The organism is Methylocaldum marinum (assembly GCF_003584645.1).
GTDB classification, from domain to species: domain Bacteria; phylum Pseudomonadota; class Gammaproteobacteria; order Methylococcales; family Methylococcaceae; genus Methylocaldum; species Methylocaldum marinum.
The window spans coordinates 569354-586117 of sequence record NZ_AP017928.1 but is presented as its reverse complement, the minus strand read 5'-3'; the positions used below and the strand labels follow the sequence as shown (position 1 = coordinate 586117).

General features: G+C 59.3%; 14 protein-coding genes. 11 read left to right on the top strand and 3 right to left on the bottom strand.

Going from position 1 to position 16764, the window contains the following annotated elements; all coding sequences use genetic code 11:
- The first annotated feature begins 30 nt into the window (after positions 1-30).
- Positions 31-2757, top strand: coding sequence for a nitrate reductase (locus sS8_RS02600; protein ID WP_232020489.1), 2727 nt, complete (start codon positions 31-33; stop codon positions 2755-2757).
- Positions 2758-2849: 92 nt separating this feature from the next.
- Here the strand turns inward: sS8_RS02600 and sS8_RS02595 are convergent, their stop codons facing one another.
- On the bottom strand, positions 2850-3161 hold the full coding sequence (locus tag sS8_RS02595) for a hypothetical protein (protein ID WP_119628291.1): 312 nt from the start codon (positions 3159-3161) through the stop codon (positions 2850-2852).
- Here sS8_RS02595 and sS8_RS02590 point away from each other — a divergent pair.
- The 5 genes from sS8_RS02590 to sS8_RS02570 all read left to right on the top strand — a co-directional run bounded on the left by sS8_RS02590 (position 3160) and on the right by sS8_RS02570 (position 8074).
- Positions 3160-3411 (top strand): hypothetical protein, encoded by a 252-nt coding sequence (locus sS8_RS02590; RefSeq protein ID WP_119628290.1) that lies wholly within the window; start codon positions 3160-3162, stop codon positions 3409-3411. The genes sS8_RS02595 and sS8_RS02590 overlap by 2 nt on opposite strands.
- A gap of 383 nt (positions 3412-3794) precedes the next feature.
- Positions 3795-4046: a hypothetical protein gene (locus sS8_RS28905; RefSeq protein WP_232020488.1), complete on the top strand. Its 252-nt coding sequence runs from the start codon at positions 3795-3797 to the stop codon at positions 4044-4046.
- Between the two features lie 572 nt (positions 4047-4618).
- Entirely contained in the window at positions 4619-5944 is a 1326-nt protein-coding gene (locus tag sS8_RS02580; protein WP_119628288.1) for a CmpA/NrtA family ABC transporter substrate-binding protein, read from the top strand.
- The gene (locus tag sS8_RS02575) at positions 5941-6519 is read left to right on the top strand and encodes an ANTAR domain-containing response regulator (RefSeq protein WP_119628287.1); all 579 of its coding nucleotides are present in this window, start codon (positions 5941-5943) and stop codon (positions 6517-6519) included. The genes sS8_RS02580 and sS8_RS02575 overlap by 4 nt, the downstream gene beginning before the upstream one ends.
- A gap of 286 nt (positions 6520-6805) precedes the next feature.
- The gene (locus sS8_RS02570) at positions 6806-8074 is read left to right on the top strand and encodes an alginate export family protein (RefSeq protein WP_119628286.1); all 1269 of its coding nucleotides are present in this window, start codon (positions 6806-6808) and stop codon (positions 8072-8074) included.
- Between the two features lie 325 nt (positions 8075-8399).
- On the opposite strand, the gene pntB is transcribed toward sS8_RS02570, so the two are convergent.
- A complete protein-coding gene (pntB, locus tag sS8_RS02565) occupies positions 8400-9800 on the bottom strand; it encodes a Re/Si-specific NAD(P)(+) transhydrogenase subunit beta (RefSeq protein WP_119628285.1) in 1401 nt (466 codons plus the stop codon).
- 15 nt (positions 9801-9815) lie between these two features.
- A complete protein-coding gene (locus sS8_RS02560; RefSeq protein WP_119628284.1) occupies positions 9816-11378 on the bottom strand; it encodes a Re/Si-specific NAD(P)(+) transhydrogenase subunit alpha in 1563 nt (520 codons plus the stop codon).
- Positions 11379-11745: 367 nt separating this feature from the next.
- On the opposite strand from sS8_RS02560, the gene sS8_RS02555 reads away from it, so the two are divergent.
- The 5 genes from sS8_RS02555 to mutM are packed head-to-tail and all read left to right on the top strand — an operon-like array spanning position 11746 to position 16698.
- Positions 11746-12690 carry an ABC transporter ATP-binding protein gene (locus sS8_RS02555; RefSeq protein ID WP_119628283.1) on the top strand — a complete coding sequence of 315 codons (945 nt, stop codon included), beginning with the start codon at positions 11746-11748 and terminating at the stop codon, positions 12688-12690.
- The gene (locus sS8_RS02550; protein ID WP_119628282.1) at positions 12687-13433 is read left to right on the top strand and encodes an ABC transporter permease; all 747 of its coding nucleotides are present in this window, start codon (positions 12687-12689) and stop codon (positions 13431-13433) included. The genes sS8_RS02555 and sS8_RS02550 overlap by 4 nt, the downstream gene beginning before the upstream one ends.
- Positions 13430-14887, top strand: a complete 1458-nt coding sequence (locus sS8_RS02545) for a GldG family protein (protein ID WP_119628281.1) — start codon at positions 13430-13432, stop codon at positions 14885-14887. Before sS8_RS02550 ends, sS8_RS02545 begins: the two co-directional genes overlap by 4 nt.
- On the top strand, positions 14887-15840 hold the full coding sequence (locus sS8_RS02540; protein WP_119628280.1) for a DUF4340 domain-containing protein: 954 nt from the start codon (positions 14887-14889) through the stop codon (positions 15838-15840). Before sS8_RS02545 ends, sS8_RS02540 begins: the two co-directional genes overlap by 1 nt.
- Before the next feature lie 42 nt (positions 15841-15882).
- The gene (gene mutM, locus sS8_RS02535) at positions 15883-16698 is read left to right on the top strand and encodes a bifunctional DNA-formamidopyrimidine glycosylase/DNA-(apurinic or apyrimidinic site) lyase (protein ID WP_119628279.1); all 816 of its coding nucleotides are present in this window, start codon (positions 15883-15885) and stop codon (positions 16696-16698) included.
- The last annotated feature ends 66 nt before the right edge of the window (positions 16699-16764 follow it).

The window sequence follows — 16764 nt, the reverse complement described above, 5'->3', positions numbered from 1 at the left end:
GCCACACTTCGTAATTAAGAGGAAGAAAACGTGATCTCTGCAGCGCTCTCAGATCGGTCCTTAACAGCGGACGATGCGCCCGTCGCCACCACCTGCCCCTACTGCGGCGTCGGCTGCGGCGTGCTGGCCAAGCCGCGCGGTCCCGAGTCGGCCGAGATCAAGGGCGACCCGGAGCATCCGGCCAATTTCGGGCGGCTTTGCTCCAAGGGCTCGTCCCTCGGCGAAACCCTGTCGCTGGAAACTCGTCTGCTTCATCCCGAGATCCGGGGCCGGCGGGTGAGCTGGGATGACGCGCTGACCACGGTCGCCGATACCTTTCGCCGAACCATCGACACCCACGGTCCCGACGCGGTCGCGTTCTACGTTTCCGGCCAGCTTTTGACCGAAGACTATTACGTCGCCAACAAGCTGATGAAGGGCTACATCGGCTCGGGAAACATCGACACCAATTCCCGGCTCTGCATGTCGTCCACGGTTGCGGCCCAGAAACGGGCGTTCGGCGAGGATGTCGTGCCCGGCAGTTACGAGGACCTGGAACTCGCCGATCTCATCGTACTGGTCGGGTCCAATACGGCCTGGTGCCATCCGGTGCTGTTTCAGCGCATGGTCGCAGCCAAGAAGCGGAATTCCCGCCTGAAGATCGTCAACATCGATCCGCGCCGAACCGCGACCGGCCAGTCCGCCGACCTGCATCTCCCGATCCGGCCGGGCACCGACGTGGCTCTGTTCAATGGACTCCTGAATTTTCTGCGTCACAACGACAAGATCGATTTCACATTCCTGGAAAATCATCTCGGCCACTATGCCGCGGCTTTCGAAAGCGCACGCAAGGCCGCCCCTTCTTTACCGGCCGTCGCCCAGATCTGCGGCATTTCCGAAGACGATCTCGCGACCTTCTACCAATGGTTCGCCCACACCGAAAAAGTCGTTACCGCCTGGTCGCAGGGGGTCAATCAATCGTCCAGCGGCACCGACAAGGTCAACAGCATCATCAACGTACACCTGGCCACCGGGCGCATCGGCAAGCCGGGCATGGGCCCCTTGTCCCTGACCGGCCAGCCCAATGCCATGGGCGGACGGGAGGTCGGCGGACTCGCCAACCAGCTCGCGGCGCACCTCGACATCGAGAATCCCGAGCACCGGGCACTGGTGCAGGCATTCTGGAACGCACCGCGCATGCCGACCAAACCCGGGCTCAAGGCCGTGGACCTCTTCCGGGCGATCGCCGAAGGACGTATCAAAGCGGTCTGGATCATGGCCACCAATCCGGCGGTCAGCCTGCCGGACGCGAACGCGGTGCGGGATGCGCTTCACCGCTGCGAATTCGTGGCGGTATCGGAATGCGAGTCCGGCACCGATCTGGGCGCCTTTGCCCATGTGAATCTGCCGGCGCTGGCCTGGGGCGAAAAAGACGGCACCGTGACCAACTCGGAGCGCCGCATTTCGCGGCAGCGCGCCTTTCTGGCGGCACCGGGCGAAGCCAAGCCGGACTGGTGGATCGTCAGCCGCGTCGCCGAGCGGATGGGATACGGAGAGAGCTTCTCTTACCGGTCAGCCTGGGAAATTTTCCGGGAACATGCCTGCTTGTCCGGTTTTCGAAACGGCGGCGGCCGCGCATTCGACATCTCCGGTCTGGCGGAGCTCGACCGGGCCGGCTACGATGCCTTGAAACCGATCCAGTGGCCCGTGAACGTGGATTATCCGAACGGCGCGGCGCGCATGTTCTGCAACGGCGGATTTTCCTTCGCCGGCCGCCGGGCCGAACTGGTGCCGGTCGTCCCCAAAGCGCCGGCCAACCCGCCCGACGCGGCCTACCCGCTGGTGCTCAATACCGGACGCATCCGTGATCAATGGCACACCATGACCCGTACCGGCAAGACCTCCCGGCTGACCAACCATGTGCCGGAACCTTTCGCCGAACTCAACACGAACGATGCGGTCCGATTCGGCATTCAAGAGGGCATGCTGGTTCGGCTCGAAAGCCGTTTCGGCCAGGCCCTGGCTCGCGCCCGCCTTAGCGAAGACCAGCAGCCCGGTTCGGTATTCGTGCCCATGCACTGGAGCGGACCCTATGCCAGCCGGGGCTTGATCAACGCCCTGGTCAATCCGGCGACGGATCCCTTTTCCGGCGAACCCGAATCCAAGCACACACCGGTACGTATCGCGCCCTACCGGCCGGCCTGGCACGGTTTCGTACTGTCGCGCGAACCGCTGGGCGCCATCGAGGCCGAGTACCGGGTCACCATACGCGGCGACGGGCATTGGCTTTACGAGCTGGCACATTCGGAAACGCCGCCCGCCTGGCCGGCCTGGATACGCGGGATGCCCGCTCAATTCTCGGCCAGACGCGAATCCGCTCCAGCCGTACCGGAGAACGGCAATGAAGAATGGCTGGAGTTTGCCGATCCGCACACGGGCCGTTATCGCTGCGCGCTTCTCCACGGCGGCCGTTTGCAGCTTTGCGCGTTCATCAACCGAAGTTTCGAACTGCCGCCGCGCAGTTGGCTGGCCGGCCTGTTCGCTTTGGACGAAGTCCCCGATCGGGCACGCATGAGTCTCCTGGCCGGAAAACCGGCTTCCGCGGAGGACGATCGAGGGCGCATCGTATGCTCTTGTTTCGGCGTGGGCGTCAACACCCTGAAACGCGCCATTCAGAAGCAAAATCTTTCGACCACGGAGCAAATCGGTGCAGCACTGAAAGCCGGGACAAATTGCGGCTCCTGCATTCCGGAGCTGAAGTCATTGCTGCAGCGGTAAAGCGTAAGCTATGGTAGGACGCAGCAACATCTCGCACGTTGCCCTGTATCTGCGCGCTTCAAGAACTCCATGCTCAAGATCTAGGCGTTATTCTAAAACGCCAGTTGGTGACTTCGTTGGACTAGAGCAGCCTCACCCGCCCTTTGGCTAATGTCACGATTATCAGCTTTCTCTACCAAGCAGGTTCTTTCCTCATGGACAATACCGTGGCTCGTCGTTTGAGAACGATACAATCTGCCCGCATAATAGCTACCCGCCTTGCTGGCATTGCTCTCATCGATTTGCGCGTCAAACTTGCCGCCAGCAACAGGTAACGCATGCCGTCCAACAATAAGCACCAGCGGTCGGCTTAGCTTTACGTCAGGCTTATCCCGAATCATCTTTGAACAGAAAGGAGACTTCATGTCATCACTCAACCTCGGCTTCATGGAAAAAAATGATGTTCAGAGTTTTATCGAAACATTGCAAAGTGCTGATCGGAACGAATTTGCCGGCTTCACAATGAGGTTTGCTCGCGGTGACGAGGCATCATGGAAGCGCTTCATAAAAGGTGCCTATAATCATCCGATCACGTGGTGGATCGGCATTTTCCAGTTGACTATGCAAATGGGGATATGGGGCACCCCATTACCCACATCTTTTTACAGCTTTTAAATCAATGGGTTGCCTGCCACACCAAAGTTCCGATTCAAGGCGATGGCCCACTGGCGCAAGCCGAAAATCAAGCACTTGGATCGGCGCGACTGGCCTGGCCTCCATAGGCAAAGGACTTGTGGGTAATGGGGTGGGATATGGGGTTTTCGCTACCGGTCTATGGCGAGTACACGCGCAAGACATGCCTCTGCTCTCAGACATTGTTCGATAAAATTTGAAGCATCGAAAGGCGGATATTATCGGCAGGTTTACCGGCGGAACTTTTACAGACTTTGCCAGTACAGGCGGGCGTTTTGGCGCCAAGCGCCTGTCCAAGACCGAAAAACGCATTCTGAGGATATACTAATTTCGGCATCGCCAGCTACGGCGCAGCCATCAAAGCGTTGGCCGAAGAACACAAGACTCCTGAGGCAATCATCCAGTCCGTTCTGACAGGACGTCCGGAACATTTGCCCAACGGTTACCGCAGCGATAGTAGCAAACCACTTTCCGATGAAGAGGGTGAGCTTCTGAAAAATCTCAAGTCGGCTCTAGGGGAAGTCACGTCGCTAACGCAGGTAGAACTCGACCCTGTACCCATTAAAGAGTTTTGCTCGCGGCCGGAAAACATAAATCTGAAAGGTCTGTGCAAATGAGTCGATTCGTTAAATGGCTGATAAACAGTGCCCGTACCATTTTAGAGGACTTTTTTGGGAAAATAATATCTGCTTTCATTTTCTTTGCTGCTTTTGTTGCTTGGGGATACTTTTCATCAGGTTATACGGCAGTATTAGTCCTTATTCTCGGCCTCGTATTGTGGCTTATCATCGGAAACCTGTTTGACAGAAGAAAAAACAAACAGGCACGGACGAATATCAAGTAGATATACACATTAGCCCAACCGGCTGCTCCAGCGGTCGGCTTAGCTTTACGTCAGGCTGTACAGCATAAGTAGTGAACGATGGACTAAGCGTGATAAAGGAACCCACATCGTTTACATCGACAACAACTCGTTTATCCCCTGCCCGGCAGGGCCAACGGAATAGCACAAAGCTCTTGAATCATCTACTTAATAGAAGAACAGCCCAACAAGGCGGTGCACTGGGATTTCTAACGCGTTCCGGTAACGTGTGACGACAGATTGCCGTCGCTTGTTATAAGCCTTATTGTCGTACCCAACCCGCTTTTGACGTATCACAAGAACCTCGGACAAGGAGACCCTTAACTCATGACCTCCGCTCCCCAATGGCTGCGACCTGCCGTTCATGCGGCCGGCGGCGAAGGACTCGAGAAAACCGAGATCGATTTGGGTTTCATTCCGCTGACGGACTGCGCGCCGCTCGTCATCGCCCATGAAAAGGATTTTTTTCGAAAGCACGGCCTCGAGGTCAAACTATCCAGAGAGGTGTCCTGGGCCAACATCCGCGACAAGGTTTTCGCCGGCCTCCTGGACGGCGGCCATATGCTGGCGCCTATGCCCATCGCCACCACGCTCGGTCTCGGAGAGCTGAAAAAGCCGACCATCGCGGCGCTATCCCTGGATCTCAACGGCAACGCCATTACCGTTTCGCCGGACTTGTACCGGCGCATGGCCAACCTCGATCCGGCAGCGGCGACCGAGCGTTCCACGTGCGTCCGCGCACTGAAAAAAGTCATCGAAACCGAACGACATAAGGGAAGCGAGCCCTTGTGCTTCGCCACGGTCTTTCCGTTTTCCACCCATAACTACATGCTGCGCTACTGGCTCGCCTCCGGCGGCATCGATCCGGACCGCGACGTGCGTCTGGTCGTGATTCCGCCGCCGCACATGGTGAATTATCTGGGTAGCGGGGAAATAGACGGCTACTGCGTCGGAGAGCCCTGGAACGCGCAGGCCGTGGCCACCGGGGTCGGACGAACGCTGATTACCGATTACGAGATCTGGAACAACAAGCCGGAAAAGGTTTTGGGCGTGAACCTGGAATGGGCGGAGCGGTACCCCAACACCCACCGCGCCTTGCTGATGGCGCTGCTGGAGGCGGCGCAATGGATCGATCGACCGGAAAACCGTATCGAAGTAGCCGATATTCTGGCCCGCGAAGATTACGTCAATGTGCCGGCAGACGTGGTGAAAATGTCCATGACCGGCTCGTTCCGCTATCAGCACGGCGCCGCGCCGGCACCGCTTCCGGACTTCAACGTGTTTTTCCGCTATGCCGCCACCTTTCCCTGGCGCTCGCATGCGGTCTGGTTCATCACGCAGATGTACCGCTGGGGCCAGCTTCGCGATCCCATCGATATGAAAAAGGTCGCGGACGAGGTCTATCGCCCGGACCTTTATCGGGAAGCCGCCCGGGCTCTCGGCTTGCCCGTACCGGCGTCCGATTACAAGGCCGAGGGACGGCACGGCAAATCCTGGACACTGGCGGAAGCCACCGAACCGATGATGCTCGGTCAGGACAGCTTCCTGGACGGCGGCATATTCGATCCGCTGCGCCCGGTGGATTATCTCGAACACTTCGAACTGCACAATCGGCAGGTTTCACTGGACACATTGGCCAGGGTCAATCCATGAGCCTCAGAATCATGCTGGTCGATCAGGATTCCGCTCGTAGCGCCATTTTGGAGCAAGCGCTGAACGATGCCGGCCACAAGGTCGTCGCCCGGATCAAGCACGGCCATAATCTCCTTCGGGAACTCAAGGAATGCCAGCCGGACATGGTCATCATGGATCTCGAGGCGCCGGGCCGCGATACCCTGGAGCAAATGCGGGAGATCAGCCGCGACCAGCCCAAGCCCATCATCCTGTTCTCGAACAAGCGCGACGGCGATTACATCCGCCAGGCTGTGCAGGCCGGGGTGAGCGCCTATGTGGTGGACGGCCTCAGCCAGGAACGCATCATGCCCATCGTCGAAGTAGCCATGGCCCGTTTTCGCGAATTCGAGGCTCTCAAGCGCGAACTACAGGAAACCAAGACTCAGCTTGCCGACCGGAAAGTGGTCGACAAAGCCAAGGGCATTCTGATGCAGCGCAAGGGCATGAGCGAGGATGAAGCCTACCAGTTGCTGCGCAAAACGGCGATGAGCCGCAACATGCGCATCGCGGACGTAGCCAGGACCCTGCTTAGCCTGGAAGGATTGACGGACTGATACGTCGGAGAATTTCGCCCGGCTTTCGCGCATCCCGCACTCTTTTGTCGCATTCCATCGATCAGCCCCCCGCCTCATGAGGTCTCGATTTCGCCGGGAACCGCGATGTCAGCCGCGTTCGGCCTTTTGAACCCGAATGGCACGTTTTCTGTTTAGTCAATAAGAACTAAGGCCAGACGCCGACGATGGCGCCGGGCTTTCGGACAAAGGCGTCCTCCCGCAGTCGACGAGACTGCGGGCGACGCCTTTTTTATTGCTTAATCAGAATAAACCAAGGGGTACAGTCATGCGGGTTTTCAGGCAACCGCTGAACAGCGGCGGCTTCATGCGGATTCTCCTGTTCTGGCTCGGCGCGGCCCATCCGGCCTTTGCGGGAAGCCTTGAAGAGAGCATCGAGAAAGCGCTGAACGTCGGGGGCGGCAAGTTCAACATCGACATCCGGTATCGGTTCGAATACGTGGATCAACAAAACCTCTCCGAGGTGGCCAAGGCCGATATGATCCGAACCCGGATCGGCTATCTCACCCCGGAATTCCACGGTTTAAAGGCTTTCGCCGAATACGAGGGAAACCAGGACATCTTCACCAACGATTACAACAGTACGCGCAACGACAAGACGCGCCACCCCGTCATCGCCGACCCCCAGGAGAACGAAGTCAACCAGTTGTGGGTGAATTACAGTGGACTGCCCCAAACCAACGTGAAAGTCGGCCGCCAGAGAATCATCTTCGACAACCACCGTTTCATCGGCAACGTCATCTGGCGGCAACTGGAGCAGACCTATGATGCCGTAACCATTACCAACGCGAGTTTGCCGGATACCACGATCACCGCCGGCTACATCTGGAAAGTGCAGGACGTCACATCCCGCACCATAGGGATGAACTCCCCTATCTTCAACATCGCCTATACGGGACTCCCCTACGGAAAGATCATCCTCCACGGCGAATGGCTGGATTACGACAACAGAAACGAAGTTTTTCCGACCCGGACTTTCAATACCTTCACCCATTCCACTCAGACCGTGGGCATCCGCTTCGACGGCGCGACACCGATCACCGACAAGATCAAGGCGCTCTATACGGCGGAATATGCCTGGCAGGAGGACTATGCGGAAAACCCGAAGGACTTCAAGGTCGATTACTGGCTGGCGGAAGGCGGATTCGATCTGTGGGGATTCGTCTTTAAAGGGTCCTTCGAGGAGCTGGGCTCGGACAACGGCCAGGGCTTCCGGACGCCGCTCGCGACCCTGCACGCCTTCCAGGGCTGGGCGGACAAATTCCTGGTAACGCCGCCCGACGGCATCCGCGACGTATACGGGACCTTTAAGACCAGCCTGTACGGCGTGAACCTATGGTTCATCTACCACGATTTCCGGGACGACACCGGAAATATACGCTACGGGGAAGAATTCGACGTTCAGGTGGAAAAGAAATTCGGCAAGCATTATTCCCTGCTGTTCAAGTTCGCCGATTACAACGCCTCGAACCCGAATGCCTTTGCCGGCAACGTCGATACTCAAAAATGGTGGCTGCAGGCCGGAGTCAGCTTCTGAACGAAAGCCGGGAATTTAAGGCCTTAGGATGCGGTGAGTACGCGAACCGCCCTTCGACTCTGCTCAGGACAGGCCCTTCGAAGGGGCTCAGAACACGCATCGATCGCGACCGACGCGGTCCCGGCCTTATTCCAAATCGCTTCCAATAAGGCATTCATATTTTGTAGGGTGGGTTAGGCCGAAGGCCGTAACCCACCGAGTGACCGCGAATCGGCGGGTTTCGCTTCTACCCGCCACCGATGGGTTTCGCTTCGCTCTACCCATCCTACGATGAATGTCCAGTCGAACGCCGAATGGAATCACCGCATGCTACGGTGATTTCCGTTTATCCCTGCAAGTGCTTCAGCACCTCGTCCAGCATTTTCTTGGCGTCGCCGAACAGCATCCGGTTGTTTTCCTTGTAGAACAGCGGATTGTCGACGCCGGCATAGCCGGACGCCATCGAACGCTTCATGACGATGGAGGTTTTCGCCTTCCAGACCTCCAGCACCGGCATGCCGGCGATGGGGCTGTTGGGGTCTTCCTGCGCCCCCGGGTTCACGATGTCGTTCGCACCGATGACCATGGCGACATCGGTTTCCGGAAAGTCCTCGTTGATTTCGTCCATTTCGAGAACGATGTCGTAGGGCACCTTGGCCTCGGCCAGGAGCACATTCATATGGCCCGGCATGCGCCCCGCCACCGGATGGATGGCGAAACGCACGTCGACGCCTTTCTCGCGCAGCAGCTTGGTGATCTCGTACACCGTATGCTGAGCCTGGGCCACCGCCATGCCGTAGCCCGGCACCAGGATGGCACGGCTCGCGTTGCGCAGGAGTTCGGCCGTCTCTTCCGCCGTGATCGGCTGCACTTCGCCTTGCGGACCCGCCCCTGCAGCCGGCGCTACGCCGGTTCCGGTACCGAAGCCGCCGGCGATGACCGAAAGGAAATGGCGGTTCATGGCACGGCACATGATGTAGGACAGGATCGCGCCGGAAGAGCCCACCAGGGCGCCGGTCACGATCAGGAGATCGTTGGACAGCATGAAGCCGGTGGCGGAAGCCGCCCAACCCGAATAGCTGTTGAGCATGGAAACCACCACCGGCATGTCGGCACCGCCGATCGCCATGACCATGTGCACGCCGAAAGCCAGCGCGATCGCGGTCATCAACAGCAAGGGAACGAACCCGCCCGCCGTGGACTGCGCGTTGATGAAGCCGGCTCCCAGGATGATGGCCAGAATCAAAAGACCCAGGTTGAGCCAGTGACGGGCCGGAAGCAATAACGGCTTGCCGTCGATCTTGCCGGACAGCTTGCCGAAGGCGATGACCGAACCGGAAAAGGTGATCGCGCCGATCAGAACACCGAGATAGATCTCCACCTCGTGGATGGTTTTTTCGACCCCGGTGAAAGCGGCGGTCGGATCGATGAAGTTGGCATAGCCCACCAGCACGGCGGCCAGCCCGACCAGGCTGTGCATCAGAGCGACGAGCTCCGGCATTTCGGTCATCTTGACCTTGATGGCGGCGTAAACGCCGACGCTGCCGCCGATCAACATGGCGACGATGATCGGCACGAAGCTGGTCACTTTCGGCCCGAGCAGGGTTGCCAGGATGGCGATGCTCATGCCGAGAATGCCGTAGAAATTGCCGCGCCGTGCGGTTTCGGGATGGGACAGCCCTCCGAGGCTTAGGATGAACAGTATCGTCGAGCCAATATAGGAAACGGTAACTAACCCTTCTGACATAGTTGTTCTCTCCGCTTATTTTCTGAACATGCGCAGCATGCGCTGGGTGACCCAGAAACCGCCGGCCATGTTGACCGAGGTCAGGACGATGGCGAGCCCCGCCAGGATGGTGATCAACACACCGGGCGAGGAAATCTGGATCAAGGCGCCTATGGCGATGATGCTCGAGATCGCGTTGGTAACGCTCATGAGCGGAGTGTGCAGAGCCGGGGTGACGTTCCAGATCACCATGTAGCCCACGAAACAGGCCAGCACGAACACGGTGAAATGGGACATGAACGCCGCTGGAGCCACAGAACCGAGGCCGTAGAACAGAAGGCCCGCCACGCCCAGCATAATGCCGGTTTGCGCCCAGGCGGGCAGCAGCGGCTTTTTTTCCACCTTCTTGATTTCGACCGGCGGTGCCGGCGTGGCGCCCGCCGGGGCCGCGGAGATTTTCGGCGGTGGCGGCGGCCAGGTGATCTCGCCCTCCTTGATCACCGTGGTTCCGCGAATGACTTCATCCTCCATGTTGACATTGATGATGCCGTCCTTGGTCGGGCACAGCTCTTCCAGCAGCCTCAGAAGATTGGTGGCGTACAGCGTGCTGGACTGACGGGCGAGCCGGCTGGGCAGATCGGTGTAGCCGATGATGGTGACGCCGTGTCGGACGACGACTTCGCCCGGAACCGTCAGCTCGCAGTTGCCGCCCTGCTCGGCCGCCAGATCCACGATGACGCTGCCGGGTTTCATGGATTCCACCATTCCCGCGGTGATCAGGGTGGGCGCTGGTTTGCCCGGAATCAGTGCGGTCGTGATGACGATATCCACATCCATGCACTGGCGGGCGATCATTTCTTTTTGGGCCTTTTGGTAGCCCTCGCTCATCACCTTGGCGTAGCCGCCGACACCGGTGCCCTCCTCCTGGTAATTGACTTCCACGAATTCGGCGCCCAAGGATTTGACCTGGTCCTTGACTTCGGGGCGGGTATCCGTGGCCCGAACGATGGCACCAAGGCCGTTCGCCGCGCCGAGAGCGGCCAATCCGGCCACGCCGCAGCCGATGACGAATACTTTCGCCGGCGGCACCTTGCCTGCGGCAGTCACCTGGCCGGTGAAGAACCGCCCGAAATGCTGGGCCGCCTCAATCACCGCACGGTAGCCGGCGATATTCGCCATCGAGCTCAAGGCATCCAGCTTCTGCGCGCGGGAAATGCGGGGCACGCTGTCCATCGCCAGGACGGTGGCCTTCTTGGCCGCGAGCCGTTCCATGAGATCGGGATTCTGGGCAGGCCAGATGAAGCTGATGAGATTGCCGCCCTCGCGCAAACAGTCGACTTCGTCGACGGCCAGCTCGGGATGGACTTGTGGACCACGGACCTTGAGCACGATGTCCGAATCGGCCCAGATCGATTTGGCATCAGCGGCGATATCGCAGCCGACCTGTCGATAGGCATCGTCGGAAAAATTGGCATTGTCGCCGGCACCGGTTTCCACGGTTACCGAGAAACCGAGCTTGACGAGTTTTTCGGCCACCTCCGGCACGGTTGCAACACGCTTCTCTCCGGCGTGTATTTCTTTGGGAACCCCAATTCGCATAAAACGTACTCCTCCTAGCGCTATGTGGCGCAAAAATTACGAACGTTGTTTTAGTTCAGCCGAGGGCGAAAACGGGGCACCAGAAATCTCGTTCCTTAGAATGCGCTGTCGCTAGCCGCTGGCAGTAACGAGAAATAAACAATCCATGTCTCGACGATTGACAAACGATTCTGGTCCGGGTTTACGACCCCCGCACCTTCTTAAAGTAATTGCCGGGTGAGGTCAACTTAAATAACGCAATCGGGACGGCGGGGACCGCTCTGTGGTACTTTTACCGGGTTCCGCCATGATTAACGGGCACACGGCGCCCGATGCCGGCTGCCCCGTATCTTGCCAATCGGAAAAATTTTTGTATCTTACGCGCGCTATGACTCAACTCATTCAAGTCGAACAACTTTATCGCTATTACGGCGATCACTGCGCCGTCAACAACGTTACTTTCACACTGGAAAAAGGCGAAATTCTGGGATTTCTCGGCCCCAACGGGGCGGGCAAATCGTCCACCATGCAGATGATCTGCGGCAATCTCGCGCCGACCTCCGGGCAGATCCTCATCAACGGCATCGACATACTCGACAATCCCAAGGAGGCCAAGCGCGAACTCGGCTATTTGCCCGAGATACCGCCGGTCTACCGCGAGCTGACCGTGGATGAATACTTGGGCTATTGCGGGAAACTGCATGAGATCCCGGTGGAAAAGCTTGCATCCGCGGTCGACAGCGCCAAGGAGCGCTGCGGCCTGGCCGACGTGGGCGAGCGCCTGATCGGGAATCTTTCGAAGGGCTATCAGCAGCGGGTCGGCATCGCCCAGGCTATCATCCATTCTCCGGCAGTCATCATTCTCGACGAACCCACGGTCGGGCTGGACCCCATCCAGATCCGCGAGATCCGCGAACTGATCCGGGAGCTCGGCAAGGAGCACGGCATCATCCTCTCGACTCATATCCTCCCCGAGGTCCAGGAGTCCTGCACCCGCGTGCAGATCATTCACAGGGGCAAGCTGGTGCTCAACGACAGCATCGACGGCCTCGAACAGCAGATGCGCGCGTCCAGCCTGGTGTTGGAGACCCGCCAGGCGCCCGATTTCATGAAGCTCTATGCCATCGACGGGGTTCAAAAGATCGACGATCTCGGCGAACGGCGCTATCGCATCTTCCATGACAAGGACAAGAGTCCCGCCGAACGGGTCGCCGAAGCAGCCGTATCGCTGGGCTGGGGACTTCTGGAACTGACTCCCGAACGGCGCAGCATGGAAGAAATCTTCATAGACATCACCCAACACACTCCCGTCATGGAGGAACAAGTCGCATGATGGCCTTCGTCATCGCGGGGCGCGAGCTCCGCACGCTGTTTCTTTCGCCCTTGGCCTGGTCGATTCTGGGCGTGATCCAGATCATCCTGGGCTACATGTTCCTGGCGCAGCTGGATTACTACGTCATGCTTCAGGCACGCATCGCCGGCATGGAAGACGCGCCCGGCATCACCGACCTGATCGCCGTCCCCCTGTTCGGCAATGCCGGCGTAATCCTGCTGCTGGTAACGCCGCTCCTGACGATGCGCCTGATCAGCGAGGAGCGCCGCAACCGCACGCTGAGCCTTCTGTTTACCGCACCGGTTTCGATGACCGAGATCATCCTCGGAAAATACCTGGGTGTGTTCGCATTCTTGCTGATCATGGTCGCGATGATCGTGCTGATGCCGCTGTCCCTGCTGGCCGGAGGTGGACTGGACATGGGCAAGCTGGCGGCTTGCGTCATCGCCCTGGTGCTGCTGCTGGCCGGATTCGCCGCAGTCGGACTCTATATGTCGGCACTCGCCAGCCAGCCGACGATCGCGGCGATCAGCACCTTCGGAGCCTTGCTCCTGCTCTGGATCCTCGACTGGACCGGCAACTCGGCCGGCGGCGTGCTCGAATATCTGTCACTGCTGCGCCATTACGAGAGTTTGCTGAAAGGCCTGGTATCGACTACCGACCTGGTTTATTTCCTGCTGTTTACGCTCACCTTTCTGGTACTGAGCGTCCATCGCCTGGATAACGATCGCCTGCAAAAATGAAGATCAACCGCAAGACGCATCTCGAACTACGCCTGCAAAACCTGCTCTTCACCTTGCTGTTTCTCGCCGCCGTGGGCCTGGTGGCCTGGCTGAGCACGCGCTACAGCGCCCAGTTCGACTGGACCGCAAGCGGTCGCCATACCCTGTCCGAGGCCAGCCGCAAAGTTCTGGACCTGATGGAAGATCCGGTCACGATCACCGCCTATGCCCGCGAGAACCAGCAACTGCGAGGCCAGATTCGCGATCAGATCGGACGCTATACCCGCCACAAGGCAGATCTGACGTTGAATTTCGTCAATCCTGATACACAGCCCGACAAGATTCGGGAACTGGGCATCACCATGGACGGCGAGTTGATGATCGATTATCAGGGCCGCACCGAGAAGGTCCAGAGCGCCGACGAAAACGTTGTGACCAACGCCTTGCAGCGCCTGGCCGTGGCCGAGGAAAGGCACGTGGTCTTTCTCGAGGGGCATGGCGAACGCTCGCCGCAAGGCCAGGCCAACCACGATCTCGGACAGTTCGGCGAAGAACTGGAGCGGAAAGGCATCACGGTCTCCATGGTCAATCTGGCGGTGACGCCCGACATTCCGGACAACACCCATGTCCTGGTTCTGGCCGGACCGCGCGCGAACCTTCTGCCCGGCGAAGTCTCTCTGATCCAGGACTACGTGAAGAAGGGCGGAAACCTGCTGTGGCTGGGCGATCCCGGCGAACTGCACGGTCTCGCGCCTCTGGCGGAGCAGCTCGGCATCAAGTTCCTGCCGGGAACCGTGGTGGATGCCTCCACCCAGCTCTTCGGCATCGACGATCCCACGTTCTCCCTGGTCGCCGAATATCCGGCGCACCAGGTCACCTCCAATTTTCAGACAATGACGCTGTTCCCGGCCGCCGCGGCGCTGGGCGAAACCGGGCAAAGCGATTTCCTGCGCGAATCCCTGCTGAGTACCCTGTCCCGCTCCTGGACCGAAACCGGAGCGATCGAAGGCAAGATCCAGTTCGATGCGGACAAGGGCGAGCGTAGCGGCCCGCTCAGCATCGGTTATGCGCTGACCCGCGAGATCGAAGCGCCGCAGGGCGAACCGGAAGCGTCACAGGGCGAGCCGCAGGAAGAGGCAAAAGATTCGCCGACGGCCGAACATGCCGAGAAGCCGCAAGCCGGGGACACCGAAAAGAAACCGTCGGAACAGCGCGTGGTGGTCATCGGCGACGGCGATTTCCTGTCCAATGCCTTTCTCGGCAACGGCGGCAATCTCGAGCTCGGCCTCAACATCATCCATTGGCTCAGCCAGACCGAAGCGTTTATCGATATTCCCGCCAAAACGACGCCGGACCGGAAGCTGGAACTCTCGCCGTTCGCTTCCGGCGTAATCGCCACCGGTTTCCTGATCGCCCTACCCCTCGGTCTGATCGGCACGGGAACTGCCATTTGGTTTAGACGCCGGAGACGTTAATGAAATCGAGATTGCTCCTGAATCTAGCGCTTTTGGTCCTGATAGCCATTCTCGGCGCCGTCGCTTTTTTCGAGCCCGGAAAGAAAGAGCCGGAAACGACGCCTCTGGTACCGGTCGATGAAAATGCGCTCGCCGCCGTCACCCTGCAAAACAAGGACACCATCAAGTTCGAAAAGCAGAACGGCCACTGGCGTTTGACCGCGCCGTTCAACGCGCCGGCCAACGATATTCGGGTCCGCCAGCTGATCGGCATCGCGGAGGCGAACAGCGAGGCGCAGTACCCGATAAGCTCCGAGGACCTGGCCAAATTCGATCTCGACAAACCGAAAGCGACCTTGATTCTGGACACGACGACCCTGAAGTTCGGCGGCTCCGATCCCATCAACATGCGGCGTTACGTGCAGATCGGCGACACCTTGCACCTGGTCGGCGACGATTTCTTCCATCATCTCACGGCTTCGGCCACGGATTACGTGGACAAGAAGCTTTTGCCCGAGGATGCCAAGATCAACGAGATTATCATCCCCGGCCTGAAAGCGACGCTGGGGCAGGATGGCAAATGGATCCTGGAACCGCCGGCGGGACCCGATCAAAGTATTTCCGATCTGCTCAACGCCTGGAATACGGCACGGGCGATCGACGTGAAGCGCGTCGAACAGCCGATTCAGGCCGACATCGTCCGAATCACCCTCGCCGAAGGCAGCCCGATCGAGTTCCACATCCTGCAGCGCGAACCCGATCTGGTTCTCGTCCGAGAGGACCTGGGGCTGCAGTATGAAGTGACCGGAAACGCGACAAAACGCCTGCTGAGCCTGCAAAAGCCGGATGTCATGCCCGAGCAGCCAACACCGTCGCCAACCGAAGAGGAGGACGGGGAGGAAAGCGAAGAAGACGAAGAAGCGCCGCCGGACGCGGAGGAACTGGAAGAAACCGGCGAAGAGGCAGCCGACTGATCCTTCGTTCCAGCCCGTCGCTACCTGCCCGGTCAAGCCGCCATGCCCGAACTGCCGGAAGTCGAAACCACCCGGCGAGGCATTTCGCCTCATCTTGTCGGTCAGACCATCCGGGCAGCGATCATTCGCGAGCCGCGGCTGCGCTGGCCGGTTCCGGCGGACCTTCCCGAGAAGCTCGAAGGCCGCTTGATCCGCGACGTCGGACGCCGGGGTAAATACATCCTGATCGGCACCGAAGGCGGAACGCTGATCGTTCATTTGGGCATGTCCGGAAGCCTTCGCATTCCGGATCCCGACACCCCGCCCCGAAAGCACGATCACTTCGACCTCGTGCTCGCCAGCGGCACCCGTCTCCGGTTTCACGATCCGCGCCGTTTCGGCTGCGTGGTGTGGACCGAAGCCGATCCCGCAACTCACCCCCTCCTCGCCGAACTCGGTCCGGAGCCCCTGAACGAGCACTTCGACGCGCCCTATCTTCACGGCAAAGCCCGGAGCCGAAGCGCGCCGGTCAAATCCTTCATCATGGACAGCCGCATTGTGGTCGGCGTGGGCAATATCTACACCAACGAAGCCTTGTTCCGGGCCGGCATCGATCCGCGCCGGCAAGCCGGCCGGATTGCCCTCGTCCGCTACGAAAAACTGGTCGCCTCCATACGCGCGGTTCTTGCCGAAGCGATCGAGCAAGGCGGAACCACGCTTCGCGACTTCGTCAACGAGAACGGAAGACCCGGGTATTTTCAGCAGACCCTGCAAATATACGGCCGCAGCGGCGAACTGTGCCGCCGCTGCGGCGGGCCCGTCCGTACCGAACGCTTGGGACAGCGCTCAACTTATTGGTGCCCAAAGTGTCAACATTGAGATACGCGATTCTGAATTGACGGCGGCACGCGAGTTTTTCCTTGCCCGGGAAGAACGCGCAGCGGT

What these genes read in the sequence shown, in the direction of transcription:
- sS8_RS02590 (WP_119628290.1), top strand. Translation starts at nt 3,160, where the DNA reads ATGTCATCACTCAACCTCGGCTTCATGGAAAAAAATGATGTTCAGAGT.
- sS8_RS02595 (WP_119628291.1), bottom strand. Translation starts at nt 3,161, where the DNA reads ATGAAGTCTCCTTTCTGTTCAAAGATGATTCGGGATAAGCCTGACGTA.
- sS8_RS02580 (WP_119628288.1), top strand. Translation starts at nt 4,619, where the DNA reads ATGACCTCCGCTCCCCAATGGCTGCGACCTGCCGTTCATGCGGCCGGC.
- sS8_RS02575 (WP_119628287.1), top strand. Translation starts at nt 5,941, where the DNA reads ATGAGCCTCAGAATCATGCTGGTCGATCAGGATTCCGCTCGTAGCGCC.
- sS8_RS02570 (WP_119628286.1), top strand. Translation starts at nt 6,806, where the DNA reads ATGCGGGTTTTCAGGCAACCGCTGAACAGCGGCGGCTTCATGCGGATT.
- pntB (WP_119628285.1), bottom strand. Translation starts at nt 9,800, where the DNA reads ATGTCAGAAGGGTTAGTTACCGTTTCCTATATTGGCTCGACGATACTG.
- sS8_RS02560 (WP_119628284.1), bottom strand. Translation starts at nt 11,378, where the DNA reads ATGCGAATTGGGGTTCCCAAAGAAATACACGCCGGAGAGAAGCGTGTT.
- sS8_RS02555 (WP_119628283.1), top strand. Translation starts at nt 11,746, where the DNA reads ATGACTCAACTCATTCAAGTCGAACAACTTTATCGCTATTACGGCGAT.
- sS8_RS02550 (WP_119628282.1), top strand. Translation starts at nt 12,687, where the DNA reads ATGATGGCCTTCGTCATCGCGGGGCGCGAGCTCCGCACGCTGTTTCTT.
- sS8_RS02545 (WP_119628281.1), top strand. Translation starts at nt 13,430, where the DNA reads ATGAAGATCAACCGCAAGACGCATCTCGAACTACGCCTGCAAAACCTG.
- sS8_RS02540 (WP_119628280.1), top strand. Translation starts at nt 14,887, where the DNA reads ATGAAATCGAGATTGCTCCTGAATCTAGCGCTTTTGGTCCTGATAGCC.
- mutM (WP_119628279.1), top strand. Translation starts at nt 15,883, where the DNA reads ATGCCCGAACTGCCGGAAGTCGAAACCACCCGGCGAGGCATTTCGCCT.